Origin of the sequence: Streptomyces marokkonensis, assembly GCF_039539045.1 — a bacterium.
GTDB lineage: Bacteria > Actinomycetota > Actinomycetes > Streptomycetales > Streptomycetaceae > Streptomyces > Streptomyces marokkonensis.
This window is the reverse complement of the sequence record NZ_BAABCQ010000078.1, coordinates 16,273-35,274: the sequence shown is the minus strand read 5'-3', so window position 1 is coordinate 35,274 and position 19,002 is coordinate 16,273. Positions and strand designations below refer to the sequence as shown.

Here is a 19,002-nt window from a genome sequence, read left to right as displayed (position 1 = left end):
CGGCCGGAAAGGGCCACGGCCGTTTGCCGTCGAGGACTTCAACCATCTTGGGCCGACGAGGTCCTGGCCCAACAGGTCGCCCACTTCGAGCACAACGGCGGCCATCTGGTGTTCCCCGACTGCGCGAGCGGCGGCAACCTCCCGAGGTTCCTCGCCCGCGACCGGGAAGGCGTGTGCTTCAGGGGTGCCGGTGAGGAAGGTTGCCTGGCCCGGGAGTTCACCTCGGTGCACGGAGTGCGGACCGACAACTCCGACAACGCCCACCTCGGGACGACCGCCGAGGGTGACCGCATCGAGTACGACATCCCCGCCGAAACCCGGGCGGGGTGGGTGAGTCCGTCGATGGCCGGGAGTACGTCCTGGCCGGGTTCCGGGCACCAAGTAGCCTGTGTGGCCTATGAATAAGGTAGCCGCTTCCATGCATCCCCCTAGACGTTTCCGCCCGGCCGTGCTCGGAGCGGTCCTGGCCGCCGGCGCTCTCGCGTTGTGCGCGGTGCCCGCGTCCGCCGTCACCGGCACTCCGGTCGGCGAGGCGGACACCACCTACACCTACACCGCCGAACTCACCCTCGGCGACCACGAACGCGGCTGCTCCGCCGTACTCGTGGACCCCGAGTGGCTGCTGACCGCGGCCAGTTGCTTCGCCGGCGACCCGGCCGCGAGCCTCGACGTGCCGGCCGGGGTACCGGAGAGGGTGACCACCGCGGTGATCGGCCGCACCGACCTGACCAGCACCCAGGGCGCCGAGCGCCGGGTCGTCGAGCTGGTGCCGCGTACCGACCGCGATGTGGTGCTCGCCCGGCTGAACCGGCCCGTCACCGACGTCGTGCCCATCGCCCTCGCGAGCGCCGCGCCCGTGGCCGGTGCGGAGCTGACGTTCGCCGGATACGGCCGTACGAAGACCGAGTGGTCGCCGCTGAAGCTGCACACCGGCACCTACACCGTCGACTCCACAGCCGCCGTGTCGGCGAACGTGACCGGCAAGGACTCGGCCGCGTGCATGGGCGACGCGGGCGGCCCGGTGATCGACGCCGGCCGGCTCGTGGGCCTCAGCTCCCGGTCCTCGCAGGGCGGTTGTTTCGGTGCCGACGAGGCACAGACCAGCACCGCCGGTGTCATCGCCCGGGTGGACGACCTGGCTCCCTGGGTGACCTCGGCGATGGGCGCCGACCGGATCACCGACTTCGACGGCGACGGCGCCGAGGACATCGCGATCGGCGACCCGGCGGCCACCGTGGGCAGCGAGACCACCGCCGGTGTCGTGCGGATCTCGTACGGCGGCGGCAAGGGCACGGCCGAGATCAACCAGGACCTCGACTGGGTACCGGGCGTCGCCGAGAAGAGCGACTGGTTCGGTGAGGAACTCGCCACCGTCGACTACAACGAGGACGGCTACACCGACCTGGTCGTCGGCATTCCCGGCGAAGACCTCGGCACCGCCAAGGACGCCGGCATGGTCGAAGTCCTCTTCGGCGGGCCGGCCGGCCTGGGTAGCGGATCGGTGAAGAACGCCCACTTCGAGCAGGGCGCGGGCACCGGGGCGCTGAAGCCCTCCATCCCCGAGGCCGGAGACCGCCTGGGGCACTCCGTCGTCGCCGGCACCACGCGCGCCGGTGAGCCGTACCTCGGCATCGGCGCGCCCGGTGAAGCACTGGGCTCGGTGAAGAACGCCGGCTCCGTCTACTACGTACACGGCGGCACCAACGTCACCATTCACCAGGACAAGCCCGGTGTCTCGGGCAGTCCGGAGGAGGGCGACCGCTTCGGCTCCTCGCTGGCCGGCGACGCCAACCACTTCGCCATCGGGGTCCCGGGCGAGGCCATCGGCGGCGGCAAGGAAGCCGGCCTCGTGGAGGTGTTCGACCCGAACAGGCTGAACGCCGACAACAGTCCGACCCGGATGTTCGGCCTCGACCAGAACCTCGACACCCTCTCCGGTGGTGCCGAGGCCGGTGACGCCTTCGGTGCGGCCCTCGCCCTGACCGCCTACCGGCCCTCCGGCGCCGTCACCGGCGCCACGGACTCGATCCTCGCGATCGGCTCCCCGGGTGAAGCGCTGTCCGCGGACGGCGGCGCCACCCAGCGGGCGGAAGTCGGCCAGGTCGTCGTGGTGCGCATCAAGGCCGACGGCACCTGGGACCAGCAGGCCTCGCTGTGGCAGGGCTCCAGCGACGACACGGTCACCGGCACCGCCGAAACAGGCGACCGCATGGGCGAGAGTCTCACCGCCGTCAACACCGCCCCCCGCGAGGTCGCCACCGCCGCCACCCTGAAGATCGCCGTCGGCATCCCCGGCGAGACCATCGGTACCGCCACCAAGGCCGGTGCCATCCAGACGTTCTCGCTGCTCGGCGCCCCAGGCGAACACGACAACTGGCTCGAGGCGGGCGGCGACGGCATCCCCGGTACTCCGGGTGCCAACCAGAACCTCGGCCGCAGCATCCACCTCACCGGCACCAAGCTCTACGCCGGTATGCCCTACGGCCCCAACGCCCAGGGCGGCCTGCACGCCCTGCCGATGTCCAACGCGGTCGGTGGCGCCACCGGTCCCGTCACCACTTACGAGCCCGGAACCGGGGGCTTCCCGTCCATCGGATCCCGCTTCGGCTACAGCGCGCGCTAGACAGCTCCCGACGGGCAGCGCCCCGTTGAGGAGACGTTGAAAAAGCGGAGCCCTCGATGGCCACTCGTGCCGTCGAGGGCTCCCGCATGCGGCGGGGCGGAAGAGGGCCCGGTGGGGCTACGGAAGGGTGAGGATCTCGGCTCCCGTGTCCGTCACCACCAGAGTGTGCTCGAACTGCGCCGTCCGCTTGCGGTCCTTCGTCACGACCGTCCAGCCGTCGTCCCACATGTCGTACTCGTGTGTCCCGAGCGTCAGCATCGGCTCGATGGTGAAGGTCATCCCGGGCTGGATGACGGTCGTCGCGTGCGGGCTGTCGTAGTGCGGGACGATCAACCCCGAGTGGAACGACGAGTTGATCCCGTGACCGGTGAAGTCCCGCACCACCCCGTACCCGAACCGCTTGGCGTACGACTCGATCACCCGGCCGATGATGTTGATCTGCCGGCCCGGCCTGACCGCCTTGATCGCGCGGGCCAGGGACTCGCGGGTGCGCTCGACCAGCAGCCGGCTCTCCTCGTCCACGTCACCGACGAGGTAGGTCGCGTTGTTGTCGCCGTGCACACCACCGATGTACGCCGTCACGTCGAGGTTGACGATGTCGCCGTCGCGCAGCACCGTGGAGTCGGGGATGCCGTGGCAGACGACCTCGTTGACCGAGCTGCACAGGGACTTGGGGAAACCGCGATAGCCGAGCGTCGAGGGATAGGCGCCGTGGTCGCACATGTACGTGTGTGCCACCCGGTCCAGCTCGTCGGTCGTCACACCGGGCGCGATGATCTTCGCGGCCTCCTCCATCGCCCGCGCCGCGATCCGGCCGGCCCGGCGCATCGCCTCGATCGTCTCGGGCGTCTGCACCTCCGGTCCGGTGTACGGAGTCGGCGCGGGTTTGCCCACGTACTCGGGCCGGCGGATGTTTCCGGGGACGGAACGGGTGGGAGACAGCACCCCTGGTACGAGCAGCGACTGGCCAGACATGTCAGCGAGTCTAACCAGCGGGCACACGACAGCATGCCCCCGGCAGGGGGACGGAAGGAGCCGGTCATGGCCTTGTTCAAGAAGCGCACCGTCGGAAAACCGGGCGAGTGGTACTACTGCCTGGAACACCAGAAGGTCGAGGAGGGCCCGGACTGCCCGGGAAAGAACCGCTTCGGGCCGTACGCCTCCCGCACGGAGGCCGAGCACGCGATGGATACCGCCCGCGAGCGCAACCTCGAATGGGAGAACGACCCCAGGTGGCACGACCCGCACGACCCGCACGACCCGCACGACGCCTCCGCCACGGGGCGTGCGGACGAGGACTGACGGCCGCGGCGGCGTCCGGTCACCAGCGGGACGGAGGCGGGGCCGTCAGATGGTCGGCCAGGCGGGAGAGGCGGTCCCGGAAGCGGCGGCGGCCCCGCGGCGGGGGCACCGCGTTCTCCCCGGCCGCCGCGCTCACCAGGTGCTGCACCGTGTCCAGATCCAGCTCGGCGCCGTCCGGCACGCTCAGTGACTCGTGCGCCATGGCCGTCACCTCGCGCTCGCCGGTGCCGAGCGCCAGCACCGTCGCGCCGGCCCGGCGGGCGTCGTGCACCCGTTCCAGGAGCGGGGCGCCGGGATCGTCGGGCGTCACCACCAGCAGCGTCTCCCCGCGCCGGGCCGCCGCCAGCCGTCCGAGGCCCACCGCCAGATGCGCCGGGTCCGACGGGCACGCGTCGTGCCGTACGAGGGTGGGGGCCAGTCCCGGCGTCCCCGACCAGGCGGCCTCGTCCACCAGGTGCGCCGCCAGATGCCAGGGCTCGTACCCGGCGGTGCCCACCAGCAGCAGCCCGCCCCCGTGCGGGAGCACGGACCCTCGCAGCGCACCCGCGAACCTTCGGGTGGCCCCCAGCCACTCGGTCCCGGCGAGCACTTCCCGCAACAGCGCGACCCGTACGGCGTCCATGGGCCCGCATACTGCCGTAACCCTGCCCGCGCGGCCCGGGGTTCGCCCCGGATTCACCCGGCCGGAGGCGACTGGGGGCGGCCGGGGACTACGGCCGACTACCGCCGGTGACGGCCGGTGACGGCCGGGGCGTGACCTTCGTGCGTCCCGGGGTCGTCCCCCGGGAGCCCCCGGGAGCCCCCGGGGGACGACCCCGGGACGGTCCGGCACTGGGTGAGACCTCGACCCGCCCGGCGGCCGGGGCGGACGTAGGGTCGGCCCATGACCTCTACCGACAGTGCTGCACAGAAGGCCCCCGCCAAGGACCCCTGGGACCTGCCCGACGTCTCCGGGCTCGTCGTCGGCGTGCTCGGCGGCACCGGCCCCCAGGGCAAGGGCCTCGCCCACCGCCTCGCCAAGGCCGGCCAGAAGGTGATCGTCGGCTCGCGCGCCGCCGAGCGTGCCCAGGCCGCCGCCGAGGAGATCGGGCACGGCGTCGAGGGCGCCGACAACGCCGAGACCGCCCGCCGCAGCGACATCGTGATCGTCGCCGTGCCGTGGGACGGCCACGGCAAGACCCTGGAGTCCCTGCGCGAGGAACTGTCCGGCAAGCTCGTCGTCGACTGCGTCAACCCGCTCGGCTTCGACAAGAAGGGCGCCTACGCGCTCAAGCCCGAGGAGGGCAGCGCCGCCGAGCAGGCCGCCGCCCTGCTGCCGGACAGCCGGGTCGCCGCCGCCTTCCACCACCTGTCCGCCGTCCTCCTCCAGGACCCGGAGATCGACGAGATCGACACCGACGTCATGGTGCTGGGCGAGGAGCGGGCCGACGTGGAGATCGTGCAGGCTCTCGCCGGGCGCATCCCCGGTATGCGCGGCGTCTTCGCCGGGCGGCTGCGCAACGCCCACCAGGTCGAGTCGCTCGTCGCCAACCTGATCTCCGTCAACCGCCGCTACAAGGCACACGCCGGGCTCCGCGTCACCGACGTGTGAGGCGATGGGGGACACTGGTGGGTGCCGGCGGTACCCGTACCGCCCGTGTTCGCCGCAGTACCCGCACGTGTCCCCCGACAGGAGCCCGCACCATGCCCCGTCTCGCCCTCTACGCCCTGGCCGTCTGCGTACTCGCCGTGGCCGCCGCCGTCGTCTCCTTCGTGCAGGGCAGCGTGCTGATCGGCGTCGTGTGGGTGCTGCTGTCGGGGGTGTCGTCCAACATGTGCTGGTACTACGTCAAGCGCGGCCGGGACGCCCGCCGTGCCACGTCCGTCACGGGCTGACCGGCGTCAGCCGACGACCGAGCACAGCTCGTCCGTCTGCCAGAAGCGGTACAGCTCGAAGCCGCAGTAGGTGTCGATCTCGCTGATCCCGAGGCCGCTCAGGATCGCGTCGATGGCGTCGAAGAACACGCCGTTGAGCGCCGGGATCCACAGCAGCGCGAAGACGATCAGCAGCCCGAAGGGTGCGAGCGGCTCCACCTGCCGCCGCACGTTGTACGACAGCCACGGCTCGAGCACCCCGTAGCCGTCCAGGCCCGGCACCGGCAGGAAGTTCAGGATCGCGGCCGTGACCTGGAGCAGCGCCAGGAAGGCCAGCGCGATCCGGAAGTCGCGCGGCACGCCGTCCAGCGCGTCCAGCCAGAACGGGGCCGTGCACACCACGGCGAACAGGACGTTCGTCAGCGGGCCGGCGGCCGAGATCAGGCTGTGCCGCCAGCGGCCCCGGATCCGCCCGCGCTCGATGAACACCGCACCGCCCGGCAGACCGATCCCGCCCATGATCACGAACAGCACCGGAAGCACGATGCTCAGCAGGGCGTGGGTGTACTTGACCGGGTTCAGCGTGAGGTAGCCCTTCGCGCCGACCGAGATGTCGCCGCTGTGCAGCGCGGTGCGGGCGTGCGCGTACTCGTGCAGGCACAGCGACACGACCCACGCGGCCGTCACGAACAGGAACACGGCGACGCCCGGCTGCTCGGCGAACCCGGTCCAGGTGGCCCAGCCCGTGACCGCGGCGACGGCGACGATCCCGAGGAACACGGGACTGATCCGCCGGTCACTGGGGCGTGCGGTGGCGCTGGTCATGGGGCTTCCTGCCTGTCGGACACACATGGGACCCGGGCGACCGGGCCGGGATCGGCCCGGGCCCGACGGGGATCGGCCCGGGCCCGACGGGGATCGGACCGGGATCGGGGCTGAACCGGGATCGGGGGGGCGAACCGGGATCGGACCGGGGCCGGTGGGACTGCCCGACCGTACCGGGCGCACCGGGAAAACGTCTCGCGGGCGGCGGGAGGTTCCGCGTCAGGGGCGGAAGTTCCACGGGCGGGCCGAGGGCTCCGGGAACTCCGGTGGGTGTCCCGGCACGGTCCCGCCGGTGCCCCGACAGCGGTGCGGGGCCGCCTCGGGCACCGGCGCCACACGCCGTGCCGCCAAAACCCCGTGACCGGCCCGGACGACAGCGGGGACAATGGACCCCGTGCGCTATCGCATCCTCGGCACCACCCAGGCAATCCGCCCCGACGGCACCGTCGTCCCGGTCGGCGGTGCGCGGCTGCGCGCGCTGCTGACCGTGCTCGCCCTCAGGCCCAGCCGTGCAGTGCCCGCGGGCCTGCTGGTGGAGGAGGTGTGGGACGGCGACCCGCCCGCCGACGCGCCGGGGGCGTTGCAGGCGCTGGTCGGGCGGTTGCGCCGGACGCTCGGCGCGGACGCGGTCGCCTCGGCCGACGGCGGCTACCGGCTCATCACCGCCCCCGACGACGTCGACCTGCACCTCTTCGACCGGCTGGTCGGTGAGGGCACCCGTGCCCTGGCCGACGGCGACCCCGCCAAGGCGGCCGCCGTGCTCGACGACGCCCTCGCCCTGTGGCGCGGGCCTGTCCTCGCCGACCTGCCCGACCGCACCGCCGAGGCGGCCCGCTGGGAGACCCGGCACCTGGACGCCCTGCGCGCCCGCCACACCGCCGCCCTGGTCCTCGGGCAGGCCGAGCACTCCCTGCCCGAGCTGACCGCGCTGTGCGACGGGCACCCCCTGGACGAACGCCTCCAGGCCCTGCGGCTGCGCGCCCTGCGCGACACCGGCCGCACCGCCGAGGCGCTCGCCGCCTACGAGGCCGTACGCAGACTGCTCGCGGACCGGCTCGGCACCGACCCCGGGCCCGAACTGCGGTCGCTGCACGCGGCGCTGCTCAATCCCCCGATGCCCGTGACACCCATGACACCCATGACGCCCGTGACGCCCTCTGCGACTTCCGTGGCCTCTGCGGCGGCGGTGACCTCCGTGCGGCCCGAGGCCCAGAAGGCCGGCGCGGCGTCCGAGTCCCCGGCGACCCCCGCGTCCCGGATACCTCCGGCTTCCTCGGCCTCCGCGAACCCCCCACACCCTCCGAACCACCCGCCACACCCTCCGAACCACCCCCCACACCACCCACACCCCACGAACCCCCCACACCCCGCGTCGTCCGACATCCCTGCCGTGTCGCCCCGCCCCCGTGGCAACCTCCGCGCCCGGCTCACCTCCTTCGTCGGCCGGGACGCCGATCTTGACGCCCTCCGCGCCGACCTGGCCGGCACGCGCCTCGTCACCCTCCTCGGGCCCGGCGGCGCCGGCAAGACCCGGCTGTCGCAGGAGGCCGCCGAAGGCGCCGGGGACACGGCGCGGGAGGGTGTGTGGCTGGCCGAGCTCGCCCCCGTCGACGACCCCGGCGCCGTACCGGAGGCCGTGCTGACCGCGGTCGGCGCCCGCGAGACCGTGCTGTACGGCGCCGGCGCCGAGGAGATGCGGGCCGTCACCGACCGGCGGGCCGTCACCGACCGGCGGGCCACCGCCGACCCGCAGACCACCGCCGTCGAGCGCCTCGTCGAGCACTGCGGCCGGCGCCGCATGCTGATCGTCCTGGACAACTGCGAGCACGTCGTCGACGCCGCCGCCCGCCTCACCGAGGAACTGCTCGCCCGCTGCCCGAACCTGACCGTCCTCGCCACCAGCCGCGAACCCCTCGGCCTACCGGGGGAGGTGCTGCGCCCGGTGGAGCCGTTGCCGGAGCCGGCCGCGCTCAGGCTGCTCGCCGACCGGGGCGCCGCCGCCCGCCCCGGTTTCCGCACCGACGCCGACGAGGAGACCGCGGCCGCCTGCGCGGAGATCTGCCGCCGCCTCGACGGTCTGCCGCTGGCCATCGAACTGGCCGCCGCCCGGCTGCGCATGCTCACCCCGCGTCAGATAGCCGACCGCCTCGACGACCGCTTCCGCCTGCTCACCTCCGGCAGCCGCACAGCCCTGCCCCGGCAGCAGACGCTGCGCGCGGTCGTCGACTGGTCCTGGGACCTGCTCGACGAGGTCGAACGGGACGTCCTCGGGCGCCTGTCCGTCTTCGCGGGCGGCTGCGACCTCGCCGCCGCCGAGGCGGTGTGCGGGCCCGCCGCCCTGGAGGCCCTCGGCTCCCTGGTCGACAAGTCCCTGGTCGTGGCCGCACCGTCCGGAAGTGACGGCATGCGCTACCGGCTCCTGGAGACCGTCGCCGAGTACGCCGGCGAACGCCTCGACGAGGCCGGCGGGCGCGCCGGGGCCGAGCGCGCGCACCTGGCGCACTACCGCGAAGTCGCCCGCACCACCGACACGTTGCTGCGGGGCGCGGAGCAACTCGTCGCCATCGAGCGGCTGGAGCGCGAGTACGAGAACCTGCGCACCGCCCTGCGGCACGCCGTCGCGGCGCGCGACGAGCAGGAGGCGCTGAGCCTGTCGCTGTCGCTCGTCTGGTACTGGCAGATGCGCGACCTGCGGGTGGAGGCCCGGAGCTGGCTCAGCGCGGTCATGACCCTGGGCCCCGACCCCTTCACCGAGCCGGTCCGCCGTGCCGAGCCGGTGTGGGAGCGGTGCACGGCGGCCCCGCCGCCGATGACCGGCGAGGTCCTCGCCGAGGCCCGGCGCGGCGTGCACCTGGCCCACCTCGCCTGCATGGACACGGAGCTGGACAACTGGCAGACCCCGGACGCCCAGCGGAAGCTGCGCGTCATCGCCGACACCTACGATCCCGGCATGCCGCAGACCTGCGCCAGTCCCGGCCTGCTCTGGTTCTTCGCGGTGATGCTCACCGGCGACGTGCGGCGGCTGCGCGAGATCATGGACGCCGCCGTGCGCACCTGCCGCGAGACGCCGGGATACGAGTGGGAGCTGGCCGGCACTCTGCAGATGCGCGCCAACGCGCTCGCCAACCGCACCGACTGGGCGGGCGACGCGGCCCGCGACGCCGACGAGGCGCTGGAGATCTACCGCCGCCTCGGTGACGCCTGGGGTACCGCAGAGGCCCTCTCCGCCCGCGCCGAGGCCCGGGAACGCAAGGGCGAGTACCTGCTCGCCGCCGCCGACTACCGGGCCGCCGCGGAACTCGCCGAACGGCTCGGCGCACACGCTCAGGTGGACATCCTCGGCGCCCGCCTCGGCAGCGCGCTGCTGGAGGCGGGCGACACCGAGCAGGGCGAGCGTCTCCTGCGTGAGGTGATCGACCGGTCGGCGGGGGCGGGCCACAACGCCGCGATGCCCGCCGCCCGGCTGTTCCTCGCCGGGTGGCTCGGCATGACCGACCGGACCGCCGAGGCCCGTGAGCAGCTGCGGCTGCTGCGCGAGGAGTTCGTCATCGCCACCTTCGTCGTCTTCGACGCGTTCATCCTCGCCGCGGAGGGCTGGATCGCCACGCTGGAGGAGCGGCACGAGGAATGCCTGACCAAGATCCGGGTGTCGCTGGAACGGGCCGAGAACCCGGTGTCCGCCGCCATCGCCCCGCACATGCGCTCCGCGTACCTGACCATCGCGGCGATGGCGCTGGTCCGCGTGGACGGCGGGAGCCGGGCGCTGGACGCCGCGCGCTGCATGGGCGCCGCCGACGCGATGCTGCCGCCCCACCACATCGCGACGGGCTTGGAGCGGAACGCGCAGGTCCGCGCCGTCGAGCGGGTCCGTGCGGCGCTCGGCACCGAGGCGTACGAAGCGGCGTACGCCGAGGGCGCCGGTCTCACCGTGGAGGAGGCCGTCGCCCTCGTCTGACGCGTACGTACGTGGCTCGGCCGACGCGGACGTGATCAGCTCTTCGTACGGAACTTGTGGATGGCGACCGGCGCCATCACCGCCGTCAGGGCCGCCGACCAGGCCAGCGTCACCCACAGGTCGTGCGTGACGGGGCCGCCCACCATCAGCCCGCGCGCGGTGTCCGCGAGGGCGGAGAGCGGGTTGTAGTCGGTGAACGACCGCAGCCAGCCCGGCATCGAGTCGGTCGGCGCGAAGATCGACGAGCCGAACTGGAGCGGCATCAGCACCAGGAAGCCCATCGCCTGCACGGACTGGGCGTTCTTCATGATCACACCGAGGGTGATGAACACCCACATCAGCGCCGAACCGAACACCGCGGACAGCCCGACCGAGGCCAGCAGACCGGCCCAGTTGGTGATGTCGAAGCCGACGAGCAGGGCGACGACCATCAGCACCACGGTCGCGAACAGCATCCGCAGCAGCTCGACGGCGATCTTGGCGAACAGCACCGAGCCGCGCCCGATCGGCAGGGACCGGAAGCGGTCCATGACACCGGAGTTGAAGTCCTGGTTGAAGCCGGTGCCGACCCCCTGGGCCATGTTCATGCCCATCATGGCCATCAGACCGGGGATGACGTACTGCACGTACGCCTGCTGCCCGCCGCCCAGCGACTGCCCGATGGAGCCGCCGAAGACGTACACGAACAGGAGCGTGAAGACGATCGGGAACAGGACGGCGTCGAACATCGACTCCGGGTCCTGCCGGATCCACAGCAGGTTGCGGCGGACCAGCGCGCTGGTGTGCCGCAGATGCCCGCGCAGCGAGATCCGGGCGTCCGCGGACAGCGGCACGGGGACCGGAGCCGGCGCGGTGGAGGCCGGGGCCGGGGCCGGGGTGTCGGTGGTGGTGGCGCTCATACGGCGACCTCCTCGCGGGCGTCGGCGGGCGCGGGGTCCTGCGGGGCACTGGCGCGGTGGCCGGTGAGGGACAGGAAGACCTCGTCCAGGCTGGGCAGTTCGGTGGTGATGGAGGCGATCGTGATGCCGCGCGCGGTGACGGCGCCGACCACGGCGGTCAGCTGCTCGTCGCTGAGGATCGGCACCAGGACGGCGCCGCGCTCCGCGTCCACGGTCGCACTGGCGAGCCCGGTGATGCCCAGCTCGTCCAGGAAGGCGGCGAGCGGGCGCAGTTGCAGCGGGTCGGCCGGCCGGACGCGCAGGGTGCGCCCGCCGACCTTGGCCTTCAGCGCCTCGATGCCGCCGTTCGCGATGACCTTGCCGCGGTCGACGACGGTCAGTTCGGAGGCGAGCTGCTCGGCCTCCTCCATGTACTGGGTGGTGAGCAGCACGGTGACGCCGTCGCCGACCATGCGCTTGACCTCGTCCCACACCTCGTTGCGGGTGCGCGGGTCCAGGCCCGTGGTGGGCTCGTCGAGGTAGAGGACGGCCGGGCGCCCGATCATGGACGCCGCCAGGTCCAGCCGCCGCCGCATGCCGCCCGAGTAGGTGGCCGCGGGCCGCTTGCCGGCCTCGGTGAGCGAGAACCGCTCCAGCAGCTCGTCGGCCCGTGCGCGCGAGTCCTTGCGGGACAGGTCGAGCAGCCGGCCGATCAGGTAGAGGTTCTCCCAGCCGGGGAGCTTCTCGTCCACGGACGCGTACTGCCCGGTGAGTCCTATCACCCGCCGCAGCTGCCGCGGCTGCCGTACTACGTCGTAGCCGGCGACGTGCGCCCGGCCGGCGTCGGGTGTGATCAGGGTGGACAGGATGCGGACGAGGGTGGTCTTGCCGGCCCCGTTCGGCCCGAGCACACCCATCACGGTGCCCTCGCGCACATCGAGGTCGACACCGTCCAGTGCCTTGGTCTCGCCGTAGTGCTTGACCAGCCCCCGCACGGTGACCGCGCTGCCCGCGGCCGGGGGGTTGTCGTCGATTCGCTTCATGCCGACGACGTTGTCAGCCCCCACCGACAAACGACCGACATCCCACCGACAGCCGTCCGGCACCACCGGCATTCCACCGGCATTCCACCGACGTTCCACCGGCATTCCACCGACGTTCCACCGACGTTCCACCGACAGGAAGCGATGTGTGTCGAAAAACCACCGGCCCCGCCGACGGGGGAAGATCGGCGGGGCCGGTGTCGTACCGGGATGGCTCAGTGGACGGAGTGCTCCTCCTGCGGGAACGTTCCGCCGACGACGTCCTCGGCGTACGCCTTCGCCGCGTCGCCGATGACCTGGCGCAGGTCGGCGTACTGCTTGACGAACTTCGGCATCCGGCCGCCGGTCAGCCCGAGCATGTCGGTCCACACCAGCACCTGCGCGTCCGTGTCCGGACCCGCGCCGATGCCGACCGTCGGGATGTGCAGCGTCCGCGTCACCTCGGCGGCCAGCTCGGCCGGCACCAGCTCCAGGACGACCGCGAAGGCACCCGCGTCCTGCACGGCCTTGGCGTCGCGCAGCAGCTGCTGGGCCGCCTCCTCGCCCCGACCCTGCACCCGGTAGCCCATGGCGTTGACGGACTGCGGGGTGAGGCCGATGTGCGCCATCACCGGGATGCCGGACTCGACGAGCAGCCGGATCTGCTCGTGCGACCGCTCACCGCCCTCCAGCTTCACGGCCCCCACGCCCGCCTCCTTCACCAGCCGGGTCGCCGAGCGCAGCGCCTGCACCGGACCCTCCTGGTAGGAGCCGAAGGGCAGGTCTCCGACGATGAGGGCACGGCTGGTGCCCCGTACGACCGCGGCCGAGAGCATCGTCATCTCGTCCAGCGTGACGGGCACGGTGGTGTCGTAACCGAGGTGGCAGTTGCCCGCGGAGTCGCCGACGAGCATGACCGGGATGCCGGCCTCGTCGAAGACGGACGCGGTCATCGCGTCGTACGCGGTGAGCATGGGCCACCTCTCGCCGCGCTCCTTGGCGGCGGTGATGTCCCGGACGGTGATGCGACGGTTGCTTTTGCCCCCGTACAGCGCCCTGCTCCCGTCCCCGGGGGTGCGCTGCGGCGTCTGGGCAGCCGAAAGCTGCGTCATGGCAACGGCTCCTTCATGTCATCTCGAGGCACCCTGACGGCGTCCCCGGATCCCTTCCATGGTGGCACCTCCTGCGCCCCGGCGGCTAGGGGACCCTCTGCCATGTGTCACCCGAGCGGGGCGAATGTGCCCGTTGTGTCACAGAGTGGCCCGGGTCGGTGCTGTTCGGAACTCCGAACGCCGACCCGTACGTCCACGTGTCGTACGGCCGTCGTGGGACGGCGAGAACGGAACCGATCATCCCCTAGGGTGCTGAGTCACGGGGGGCGACGGTGGGCACGGCAGGCTAGTGAGGCGACGGTATGGCGCAGCAGGCGTACATGACGGAGACGGACAGCGGCGGCTCGGATCCCGAGCACCGGCAGACCCGGATTCGGCGCCTGTTCGACCGGGGGACCACCGGCTGGCGCGGCGACCGGCGGATCTGGCGCCGGGGCCTGATCACCGCCGTGGTGGCCGTCCTGCTGGCCGGGGTCATGGCGGGCCACTCGCGCATCCCGAACGTCGTCGGCAACCTCGGCAGCCTCACGGAGACCTTCCTGCCGTGGTTCGGCCTGCTGGTTCCGTTCCTGCTGCTGATCGCCTTCGTCCGCAAGTCGGCGACGGCGCTGATCGCGCTGGTGCTGCCGGTGAGCGTGTGGCTCAACAACTTCGGCGGCCTGCTGTTCGACAAGACCGGCACCGGCGGTGACCTCACGGTGGCCACGCACAACGTCAACGCCGACAACGCCGACCCCGCCGGCACCGCCCGCGCCGTGGCCGCGTCCGGCGCGGACGTGCTGGCCCTGGAGGAACTGAAGGCGTCCGCCGTACCGACGTACGAGAAGGCGCTGGAACGGAAGTACACGCATCACGCGGTCGTCGGCACCGTCGGGCTGTGGAGCAAGTACCCGGTGAGCGACGTGCGGGCCGTCGACATCCGGCTGGGCTGGAAGCGCGCGATGCGCACCACCGTCGCCACCCCGTCCGGTCCGGTCGCGGTGTACGTCGCCCACCTGCCCTCCGTACGGGTGAAACTGGAGGCCGGTTTCACCGCCCGGCAGCGGGACAAGAGCGCCGAGGCACTCGGTGAGGCCATCTCCGACGAGAAGCTGCCCCGCAAGATCCTCCTCGGCGACCTCAACGGCACCACGAACGACCGCGCGCTCACCGCGATCACCTCCCAGCTGCGCTCCCCGCAGGGTGCGGCGGGCAGCGGGTTCGGCTTCAGCTGGCCGGCGTCGTTCCCGATGGCCCGCATCGACCAGATCCTGGTCACCGGTGTCGAACCGAAGACCAGCTGGACTCTCCCGGCGACAGGCAGCGACCACCTCCCCATCGCCGCGCGTGTGAAGGTCGACACAACGGCGTCCTGAGATTCGTCGCCGGAATACTCGCCCTGAGAGGCTTTGTTCCGTACGGGAACATAACGACGTCCCCTCCCCGTACGTACTCCGTTCGCGAAGGCGTACGCACTCCGCTCGCGACAGCTCGCGAAAGCTCTCGAAAGGCGAGGCCCTTCATGCCCCTGGCCCTGCTCGCCCTTGCCGTGGGCGCCTTCGGCATCGGTACCACCGAGTTCGTGATGATGGGCCTGCTGCCCGACGTCGCGGACGACCTGGACATCTCGATCCCCTCCGCCGGACACCTGGTCTCGGCCTACGCGCTCGGTGTCGTCATCGGCGCCCCGCTGCTCGCGGCGGCGACCGCCCGGATGTCGCGCCGCACGGTCCTCATCGCCCTGATGGTGCTGTTCGTGGCCGGCAACGCCCTGTCGGCCGTCGCGCCGGGGGAGGGCTCCCTGCTGGCCGCGCGTTTCGTCAGCGGTCTGCCGCACGGCGCCTTCTTCGGCGTCGGCGCGGTGGTCGCCACCGGCATGGTGGCGCCGGAACGCAAGGCCCGCTCCGTGTCCCTGATGTTCCTCGGCCTCACGGTCGCCAACATCGTGGGCGTGCCCGCGGCCACGGCCATGGGCCAGCAACTGGGCTGGCGGGCCACCTTCCTCGGCGTGAGCGCGATCGGCGTCGCGGCGATAGCGGCGCTCGCCGCGCTGATCCCGCGCGATCACGCCCCCGCCCCGACCACGGGCCTGCGCGGCGAACTGGCCGCCCTGCGCTCCGTCCCCGTCTGGCTGGCACTCGGCACGACGGTCGCGGGCTTCGGCGCGCTCTTCTCGGCGTACAGCTACATCACGCCGATGCTCACGGACGCCGCCGGGTTCGCCGAGGGCAGCGTGACCCTGCTGCTGGCGCTCTTCGGCGTCGGCGCCACCGCGGGCAACCTGTTGGGCGGCCGGCTGGCCGACCACGCCCTGCGCGGCACTCTCTTCGGCGGCCTCGCCTCACTCGTCCTGGTCCTCGCCCTCTTCCCGCTCCTGATGCGCACCGAGGTCACCGCGGCCGTCGCCGTGGCCCTCCTGGGCATGGCCGCCTTCCTCACCGGTTCCCCGCTCCAGCTGATGGTCATGGAGAAGGCGTCCGCGGCGCCCTCCCTGGCCTCCTCCGCCAACCAGGCCGCCTTCAACCTCGCCAACGCCGGCGGCGCCTGGATCGGCGGCATCGCCCTCGCGGCGGGCTTCGGCGCCACCTCCCCGGCGACGGCGGGCGCGGGGCTGGCGGTACTGGGCGTGGGAGTCGCGGGCGCGGCCTACGCGGTGGACCGCCGCCGAGCCGCCGCCGCTCCCGCTGCGGCACCCGGGCGGGCACGCGTGGTCGCGGGGCACGTACCGGAGACGGCGGAGCCGGTACGGCGGTGAGGTAGGAGCCGGGAGGAGCCAGTACGGCGGTGAGGTAGGGCCCGGGAGGAGCCGGTACGGCGCTGACGGGGGACCTGGCACGGCGGTGGCGGGGAGCCGGTGCGGCGGGGTGACGGCGGCGCTCGTTCGCCGGGCCGCGCCCCCGGCGACGGGCGTCCGCGCGCGACCTACCCGCCCGTCGGGCCTGTGGGGTGGACTCCTGACCGACGTCCGCCACCGTGCCCGCCTCGCGGGCCGACGCCCCGGGCCGCTCCGTTCAGCACTGATCCACCAGCACCTCGTAGAAGTCGTCGGAGAACTCCTCGGACGTCTGGTCCGACTGGTGCGCGGGGATCTCGACGGGTTGCTGCGGATCGTGCGCGTCGTACGCGGCGCAGTGGGCCTGGCGTTCCTCCGTGCTGCTCTCATGCCAGGCGGCTTCCGCCGGGGACCTGGTGGGACCGTCCGACACGGGCTCGGCCTGCGTGCAGCCGGCGAGCAGAGCGGTCAACGAGAGTGCCAGGAAGGCGAGCGGCGCACGTCTCACGTGTTCTCCTGAAGTCGGTGGATGTGCGGCCACGGTAGCCCCGGCGGCGGTATGGCGGCCCGGCGGCGCCGAAAGTCGGCTGAAGCGGACCGACGGCCACGTGGGAGGACGGGGCAGAGGAGCGCCAGGGCGGGAGATTCCCGGGCCGGAAAGTGTGTCAAAAGCGGACGAAAAGCCACTCGTGGTGTGAGACCCCACACAGGAAATCCGACGAGGGGAAGTCGCCGATGAGTGAGTCCGTGAAGACCGGCCCCAGGAGCAAGGCTGGGGACAAGGTCAGAACAGAGGCCTCCGCGACGGCCGGCCAGGCCGGTCAGGCCGCGGGCCAGGTCGCCGGAACCGCGGCGGAGCAGGCCCGGCACGTGGCGGGCGAGGCTCGTCAGCAGGCCGGTACGGCCATCCAGGACCTGCGCAGCCGTGCGATGGACGAGGCCGACGGCCAGACCAGGCGTGCGGCAGGCACGCTGCGGCAGTGGGCGGACGACCTCTCCGACCTCGCCGAGCACGCCCGGAACGACTCCGCGGCCCGCAGCATGGCGCAGCACGCGGCAGACCGGGGCCACCGCGCGGCCGGCTACCTGGAGAAGGAGGGGGCCGAAGGGCTCGTGACCGACCTCCAGGGCTTCGCCCGCCGGCGCCCCGGGGCCTTCCTGGGCGGCGCGTTGCTGGCCGGACTGGCCGTCGGGCGCCTGGCGAAGGTGGGCAGCGCCGCCCGGTCGGACGGCTCCGGACAGGGGCCGGCCACCGGTTCCGCGGACCGCGAGGGCCTGGCCGCCGCCCCGGACACCGCGCCGCTGCCGCCAGGCCCCGCGCCGGGTGCCCCGCCGAGGGTGTCCGGCACCGGCGCGCCGGTCTCGCCCCCCACCGGTACGCCGCCGGGCGGCGCGCCGGGACGTGCCCACCCGGAGGTGTGAGATGGCCACCGTCCGACCCGCGCCCCGTCCCACACGCCCCGTCGAACCGCAGGCCGACGACAGGTCCGTCGGGCAGCTCATGTCCGGCGTGACCGCGGACCTGCAGACCCTCTTCCGGCAGGAGATCGAGCTGGCCAAGGCCGAGATCAAGGAGGAGGGGACGAGGGCGGGCAAGGCCGCCGGAATGTTCGGCGGAGCCGGTTTCGCCGGCTACATGGTCCTCCTGTTCCTCTCACTGGCCGCCGTGCTGGGCCTGGCCAACGTCATGGACGGGGGCTGGGCGGCCCTGATCGTCACCGCCGTGTGGGCCGTCGTCGCGGCCGTGCTGTACATGAAGGGCCGCGCGGGGATGCGCACCGTCTCCCCGAAGCCCGAGCGAACCGTCGAGACCATGAAGGAGAACGCGGAATGGGCACGTCACCCGACCAGATGAGGGCCGAGATCGAGGCCACGCGCGGCCAGCTCTCCACGGACGTGGACCAGCTCGCCGAGCGGACCAGTCCCCGGCGGGCGGTCCGCCGGCGCCGTACCAGGATGCGCGGCGCGGTGTCGGGCGTGCGCGACCGGGTCATGGGCACGGCGTCGCACACCGTCCACAGCGTCACCGGCACCGCGCACTCCGCGGCCGGTTCGGTGTCGGGCACCGCGCACTCCGCGGCGGGCTCGGTCTCGGACACGGCGCACTCCGCGGCCGGCTCGGTGCAGGAAGGCACCGGGCGGGCGGCCGATGCGGCGCGCGGCGCGGCCGGCCAGGCGGGAGAGGCCGCACAGCAGGCACCCGACATGGCCCGCCGCCAGACCCGGGGCAACCCGCTGGCCGCCGGGCTGGTCGCCTTCGGCGTCGGCCTGCTGGCGTCCTCGCTGCTGCCGGCCTCGAAGACCGAACAGGAGAAGGCCACCGAGCTGATGGAGCGCGGCGGCGAGGCCCTGGAACCGGTGAAGCAGGCCGCCGCCGAGTCCGCGCAGCACCTGAAGGAAGGCGCCAAGGAGGTGACGCAGAGCGCGGCCGCCGAGGTGAAGGACAGCGCGGCGCAGGCCGCCCGCACCACGCAGGACGAGGCCCGCGACCGCGGCGGCGACGTCGCCGGGCAGGCGAAGGACTCCGGCCGGCACCTCAAGGACGAGGCCCGTCAGCAGCGCCCCGGCTCCACCTAGCGCGTACGACGGAGCAGCCCCGAGGCCCCGGAGACCCGAGCCCCGAGCCCCAGGTCCGGTACTGCCCGGCCGGAGGCGCGGGGCTCCGCTCCGCGCCTCCGG

The 19,002-nt window shown here is 73.0% G+C and carries 17 protein-coding genes and 1 pseudogene; 11 read left to right on the top strand and 7 right to left on the bottom strand.

Annotation, left to right across the window (positions count from 1 at the left end; genetic code table 11):
• Together ABEA26_RS20275 and ABEA26_RS20270 are read left to right on the top strand one after the other, a co-directional pair.
• Nucleotides 1-405, top strand: a pseudogene (locus tag ABEA26_RS20275) (hypothetical protein); the annotation flags it as partial.
• Nucleotides 406-418: 13 nt separating this feature from the next.
• Entirely contained in the window at nucleotides 419-2,623 is a 2,205-nt protein-coding gene (locus ABEA26_RS20270; protein ID WP_345594144.1) for a trypsin-like serine protease, read from the top strand.
• Between the two features lie 117 nt (nucleotides 2,624-2,740).
• Here ABEA26_RS20270 and map read toward each other — a convergent pair whose 3' ends face one another.
• Nucleotides 2,741-3,598 carry a type I methionyl aminopeptidase gene (map, locus tag ABEA26_RS20265; protein WP_345594142.1) on the bottom strand — a complete coding sequence of 286 codons (858 nt, stop codon included), beginning with the start codon at nucleotides 3,596-3,598 and terminating at the stop codon, nucleotides 2,741-2,743.
• 66 nt (nucleotides 3,599-3,664) lie between these two features.
• On the opposite strand from map, the gene ABEA26_RS20260 reads away from it, so the two are divergent.
• Complete coding sequence (locus ABEA26_RS20260; protein WP_345594140.1) at nucleotides 3,665-3,925, top strand: hypothetical protein; 261 nt, start codon at nucleotides 3,665-3,667, stop codon at nucleotides 3,923-3,925.
• A 19-nt stretch (nucleotides 3,926-3,944) separates the two neighbouring features.
• On the opposite strand, the gene ABEA26_RS20255 is transcribed toward ABEA26_RS20260, so the two are convergent.
• Nucleotides 3,945-4,547 carry a hypothetical protein gene (locus ABEA26_RS20255; protein ID WP_345594138.1) on the bottom strand — a complete coding sequence of 201 codons (603 nt, stop codon included), beginning with the start codon at nucleotides 4,545-4,547 and terminating at the stop codon, nucleotides 3,945-3,947.
• Between the two features lie 261 nt (nucleotides 4,548-4,808).
• Here ABEA26_RS20255 and npdG point away from each other — a divergent pair, with 261 nt between their 5' ends.
• Entirely contained in the window at nucleotides 4,809-5,516 is a 708-nt protein-coding gene (npdG, locus tag ABEA26_RS20250) for an NADPH-dependent F420 reductase (protein WP_345594136.1), read from the top strand.
• A 92-nt stretch (nucleotides 5,517-5,608) separates the two neighbouring features.
• On the top strand, nucleotides 5,609-5,800 hold the full coding sequence (locus ABEA26_RS20245) for a hypothetical protein (RefSeq protein WP_279563676.1): 192 nt from the start codon (nucleotides 5,609-5,611) through the stop codon (nucleotides 5,798-5,800).
• 6 nt (nucleotides 5,801-5,806) lie between these two features.
• On the opposite strand, the gene ABEA26_RS20240 is transcribed toward ABEA26_RS20245, so the two are convergent.
• Nucleotides 5,807-6,604: a site-2 protease family protein gene (locus tag ABEA26_RS20240; RefSeq protein WP_345594134.1), complete on the bottom strand. Its 798-nt coding sequence runs from the start codon at nucleotides 6,602-6,604 to the stop codon at nucleotides 5,807-5,809.
• A 385-nt stretch (nucleotides 6,605-6,989) separates the two neighbouring features.
• Here ABEA26_RS20240 and ABEA26_RS20235 point away from each other — a divergent pair, with 385 nt between their 5' ends.
• On the top strand, nucleotides 6,990-10,559 hold the full coding sequence (locus ABEA26_RS20235) for an AfsR/SARP family transcriptional regulator (protein ID WP_345594132.1): 3,570 nt from the start codon (nucleotides 6,990-6,992) through the stop codon (nucleotides 10,557-10,559).
• A gap of 35 nt (nucleotides 10,560-10,594) precedes the next feature.
• Here the strand turns inward: ABEA26_RS20235 and ABEA26_RS20230 are convergent, their stop codons facing one another.
• The 3 genes from ABEA26_RS20230 to panB all read right to left on the bottom strand — a co-directional run bounded on the left by ABEA26_RS20230 (nucleotide 10,595) and on the right by panB (nucleotide 13,571).
• Nucleotides 10,595-11,458 carry an ABC transporter permease gene (locus ABEA26_RS20230; protein ID WP_345594130.1) on the bottom strand — a complete coding sequence of 288 codons (864 nt, stop codon included), beginning with the start codon at nucleotides 11,456-11,458 and terminating at the stop codon, nucleotides 10,595-10,597.
• The gene (locus ABEA26_RS20225; RefSeq protein WP_345594128.1) at nucleotides 11,455-12,480 is read right to left on the bottom strand and encodes an ATP-binding cassette domain-containing protein; all 1,026 of its coding nucleotides are present in this window, start codon (nucleotides 12,478-12,480) and stop codon (nucleotides 11,455-11,457) included. The genes ABEA26_RS20230 and ABEA26_RS20225 overlap by 4 nt, the downstream gene beginning before the upstream one ends.
• Before the next feature lie 215 nt (nucleotides 12,481-12,695).
• The gene (gene panB / locus ABEA26_RS20220) at nucleotides 12,696-13,571 is read right to left on the bottom strand and encodes a 3-methyl-2-oxobutanoate hydroxymethyltransferase (protein ID WP_345594126.1); all 876 of its coding nucleotides are present in this window, start codon (nucleotides 13,569-13,571) and stop codon (nucleotides 12,696-12,698) included.
• Nucleotides 13,572-13,873: 302 nt separating this feature from the next.
• Between panB and ABEA26_RS20215 the strand changes: the two genes are divergently transcribed.
• Together ABEA26_RS20215 and ABEA26_RS20210 are read left to right on the top strand one after the other, a co-directional pair.
• Nucleotides 13,874-14,926: an endonuclease/exonuclease/phosphatase family protein gene (locus ABEA26_RS20215; RefSeq protein WP_345594124.1), complete on the top strand. Its 1,053-nt coding sequence runs from the start codon at nucleotides 13,874-13,876 to the stop codon at nucleotides 14,924-14,926.
• A 146-nt stretch (nucleotides 14,927-15,072) separates the two neighbouring features.
• Nucleotides 15,073-16,305 (top strand): MFS transporter, encoded by a 1,233-nt coding sequence (locus ABEA26_RS20210; RefSeq protein WP_345594122.1) that lies wholly within the window; start codon nucleotides 15,073-15,075, stop codon nucleotides 16,303-16,305.
• Nucleotides 16,306-16,561: 256 nt separating this feature from the next.
• Here the strand turns inward: ABEA26_RS20210 and ABEA26_RS20205 are convergent, their stop codons facing one another.
• Nucleotides 16,562-16,831, bottom strand: a complete 270-nt coding sequence (locus tag ABEA26_RS20205; RefSeq protein WP_345594121.1) for a hypothetical protein — start codon at nucleotides 16,829-16,831, stop codon at nucleotides 16,562-16,564.
• 227 nt (nucleotides 16,832-17,058) lie between these two features.
• Here ABEA26_RS20205 and ABEA26_RS20200 point away from each other — a divergent pair, with 227 nt between their 5' ends.
• Genes ABEA26_RS20200 through ABEA26_RS20190 form a run of 3 tightly spaced genes read left to right on the top strand, consistent with a single transcriptional unit; the run spans nucleotide 17,059 to nucleotide 18,900 of the window.
• Complete coding sequence (locus tag ABEA26_RS20200) at nucleotides 17,059-17,745, top strand: hypothetical protein (RefSeq protein WP_345594119.1); 687 nt, start codon at nucleotides 17,059-17,061, stop codon at nucleotides 17,743-17,745.
• Between the two features lies 1 nt (nucleotide 17,746).
• The gene (locus ABEA26_RS20195; RefSeq protein WP_345594117.1) at nucleotides 17,747-18,178 is read left to right on the top strand and encodes a phage holin family protein; all 432 of its coding nucleotides are present in this window, start codon (nucleotides 17,747-17,749) and stop codon (nucleotides 18,176-18,178) included.
• A complete protein-coding gene (locus tag ABEA26_RS20190) occupies nucleotides 18,154-18,900 on the top strand; it encodes a DUF3618 domain-containing protein (RefSeq protein ID WP_345594116.1) in 747 nt (248 codons plus the stop codon). The genes ABEA26_RS20195 and ABEA26_RS20190 overlap by 25 nt, the downstream gene beginning before the upstream one ends.
• The last annotated feature ends 102 nt before the right edge of the window (nucleotides 18,901-19,002 follow it).

What these genes read in the sequence shown, in the direction of transcription:
- ABEA26_RS20215 (WP_345594124.1), top strand. Translation starts at nt 13,874, where the DNA reads ATGGCGCAGCAGGCGTACATGACGGAGACGGACAGCGGCGGCTCGGAT.
- ABEA26_RS20255 (WP_345594138.1), bottom strand. Translation starts at nt 4,547, where the DNA reads ATGGACGCCGTACGGGTCGCGCTGTTGCGGGAAGTGCTCGCCGGGACC.
- ABEA26_RS20195 (WP_345594117.1), top strand. Translation starts at nt 17,747, where the DNA reads ATGGCCACCGTCCGACCCGCGCCCCGTCCCACACGCCCCGTCGAACCG.
- ABEA26_RS20200 (WP_345594119.1), top strand. Translation starts at nt 17,059, where the DNA reads ATGAGTGAGTCCGTGAAGACCGGCCCCAGGAGCAAGGCTGGGGACAAG.
- ABEA26_RS20245 (WP_279563676.1), top strand. Translation starts at nt 5,609, where the DNA reads ATGCCCCGTCTCGCCCTCTACGCCCTGGCCGTCTGCGTACTCGCCGTG.
- map (WP_345594142.1), bottom strand. Translation starts at nt 3,598, where the DNA reads ATGTCTGGCCAGTCGCTGCTCGTACCAGGGGTGCTGTCTCCCACCCGT.
- ABEA26_RS20240 (WP_345594134.1), bottom strand. Translation starts at nt 6,604, where the DNA reads ATGACCAGCGCCACCGCACGCCCCAGTGACCGGCGGATCAGTCCCGTG.
- ABEA26_RS20190 (WP_345594116.1), top strand. Translation starts at nt 18,154, where the DNA reads ATGGGCACGTCACCCGACCAGATGAGGGCCGAGATCGAGGCCACGCGC.
- npdG (WP_345594136.1), top strand. Translation starts at nt 4,809, where the DNA reads ATGACCTCTACCGACAGTGCTGCACAGAAGGCCCCCGCCAAGGACCCC.
- ABEA26_RS20210 (WP_345594122.1), top strand. Translation starts at nt 15,073, where the DNA reads ATGCCCCTGGCCCTGCTCGCCCTTGCCGTGGGCGCCTTCGGCATCGGT.
- ABEA26_RS20230 (WP_345594130.1), bottom strand. Translation starts at nt 11,458, where the DNA reads ATGAGCGCCACCACCACCGACACCCCGGCCCCGGCCCCGGCCTCCACC.
- ABEA26_RS20225 (WP_345594128.1), bottom strand. Translation starts at nt 12,480, where the DNA reads ATGAAGCGAATCGACGACAACCCCCCGGCCGCGGGCAGCGCGGTCACC.
- ABEA26_RS20270 (WP_345594144.1), top strand. Translation starts at nt 419, where the DNA reads ATGCATCCCCCTAGACGTTTCCGCCCGGCCGTGCTCGGAGCGGTCCTG.
- ABEA26_RS20260 (WP_345594140.1), top strand. Translation starts at nt 3,665, where the DNA reads ATGGCCTTGTTCAAGAAGCGCACCGTCGGAAAACCGGGCGAGTGGTAC.
- ABEA26_RS20235 (WP_345594132.1), top strand. Translation starts at nt 6,990, where the DNA reads ATGGACCCCGTGCGCTATCGCATCCTCGGCACCACCCAGGCAATCCGC.
- panB (WP_345594126.1), bottom strand. Translation starts at nt 13,571, where the DNA reads ATGACGCAGCTTTCGGCTGCCCAGACGCCGCAGCGCACCCCCGGGGAC.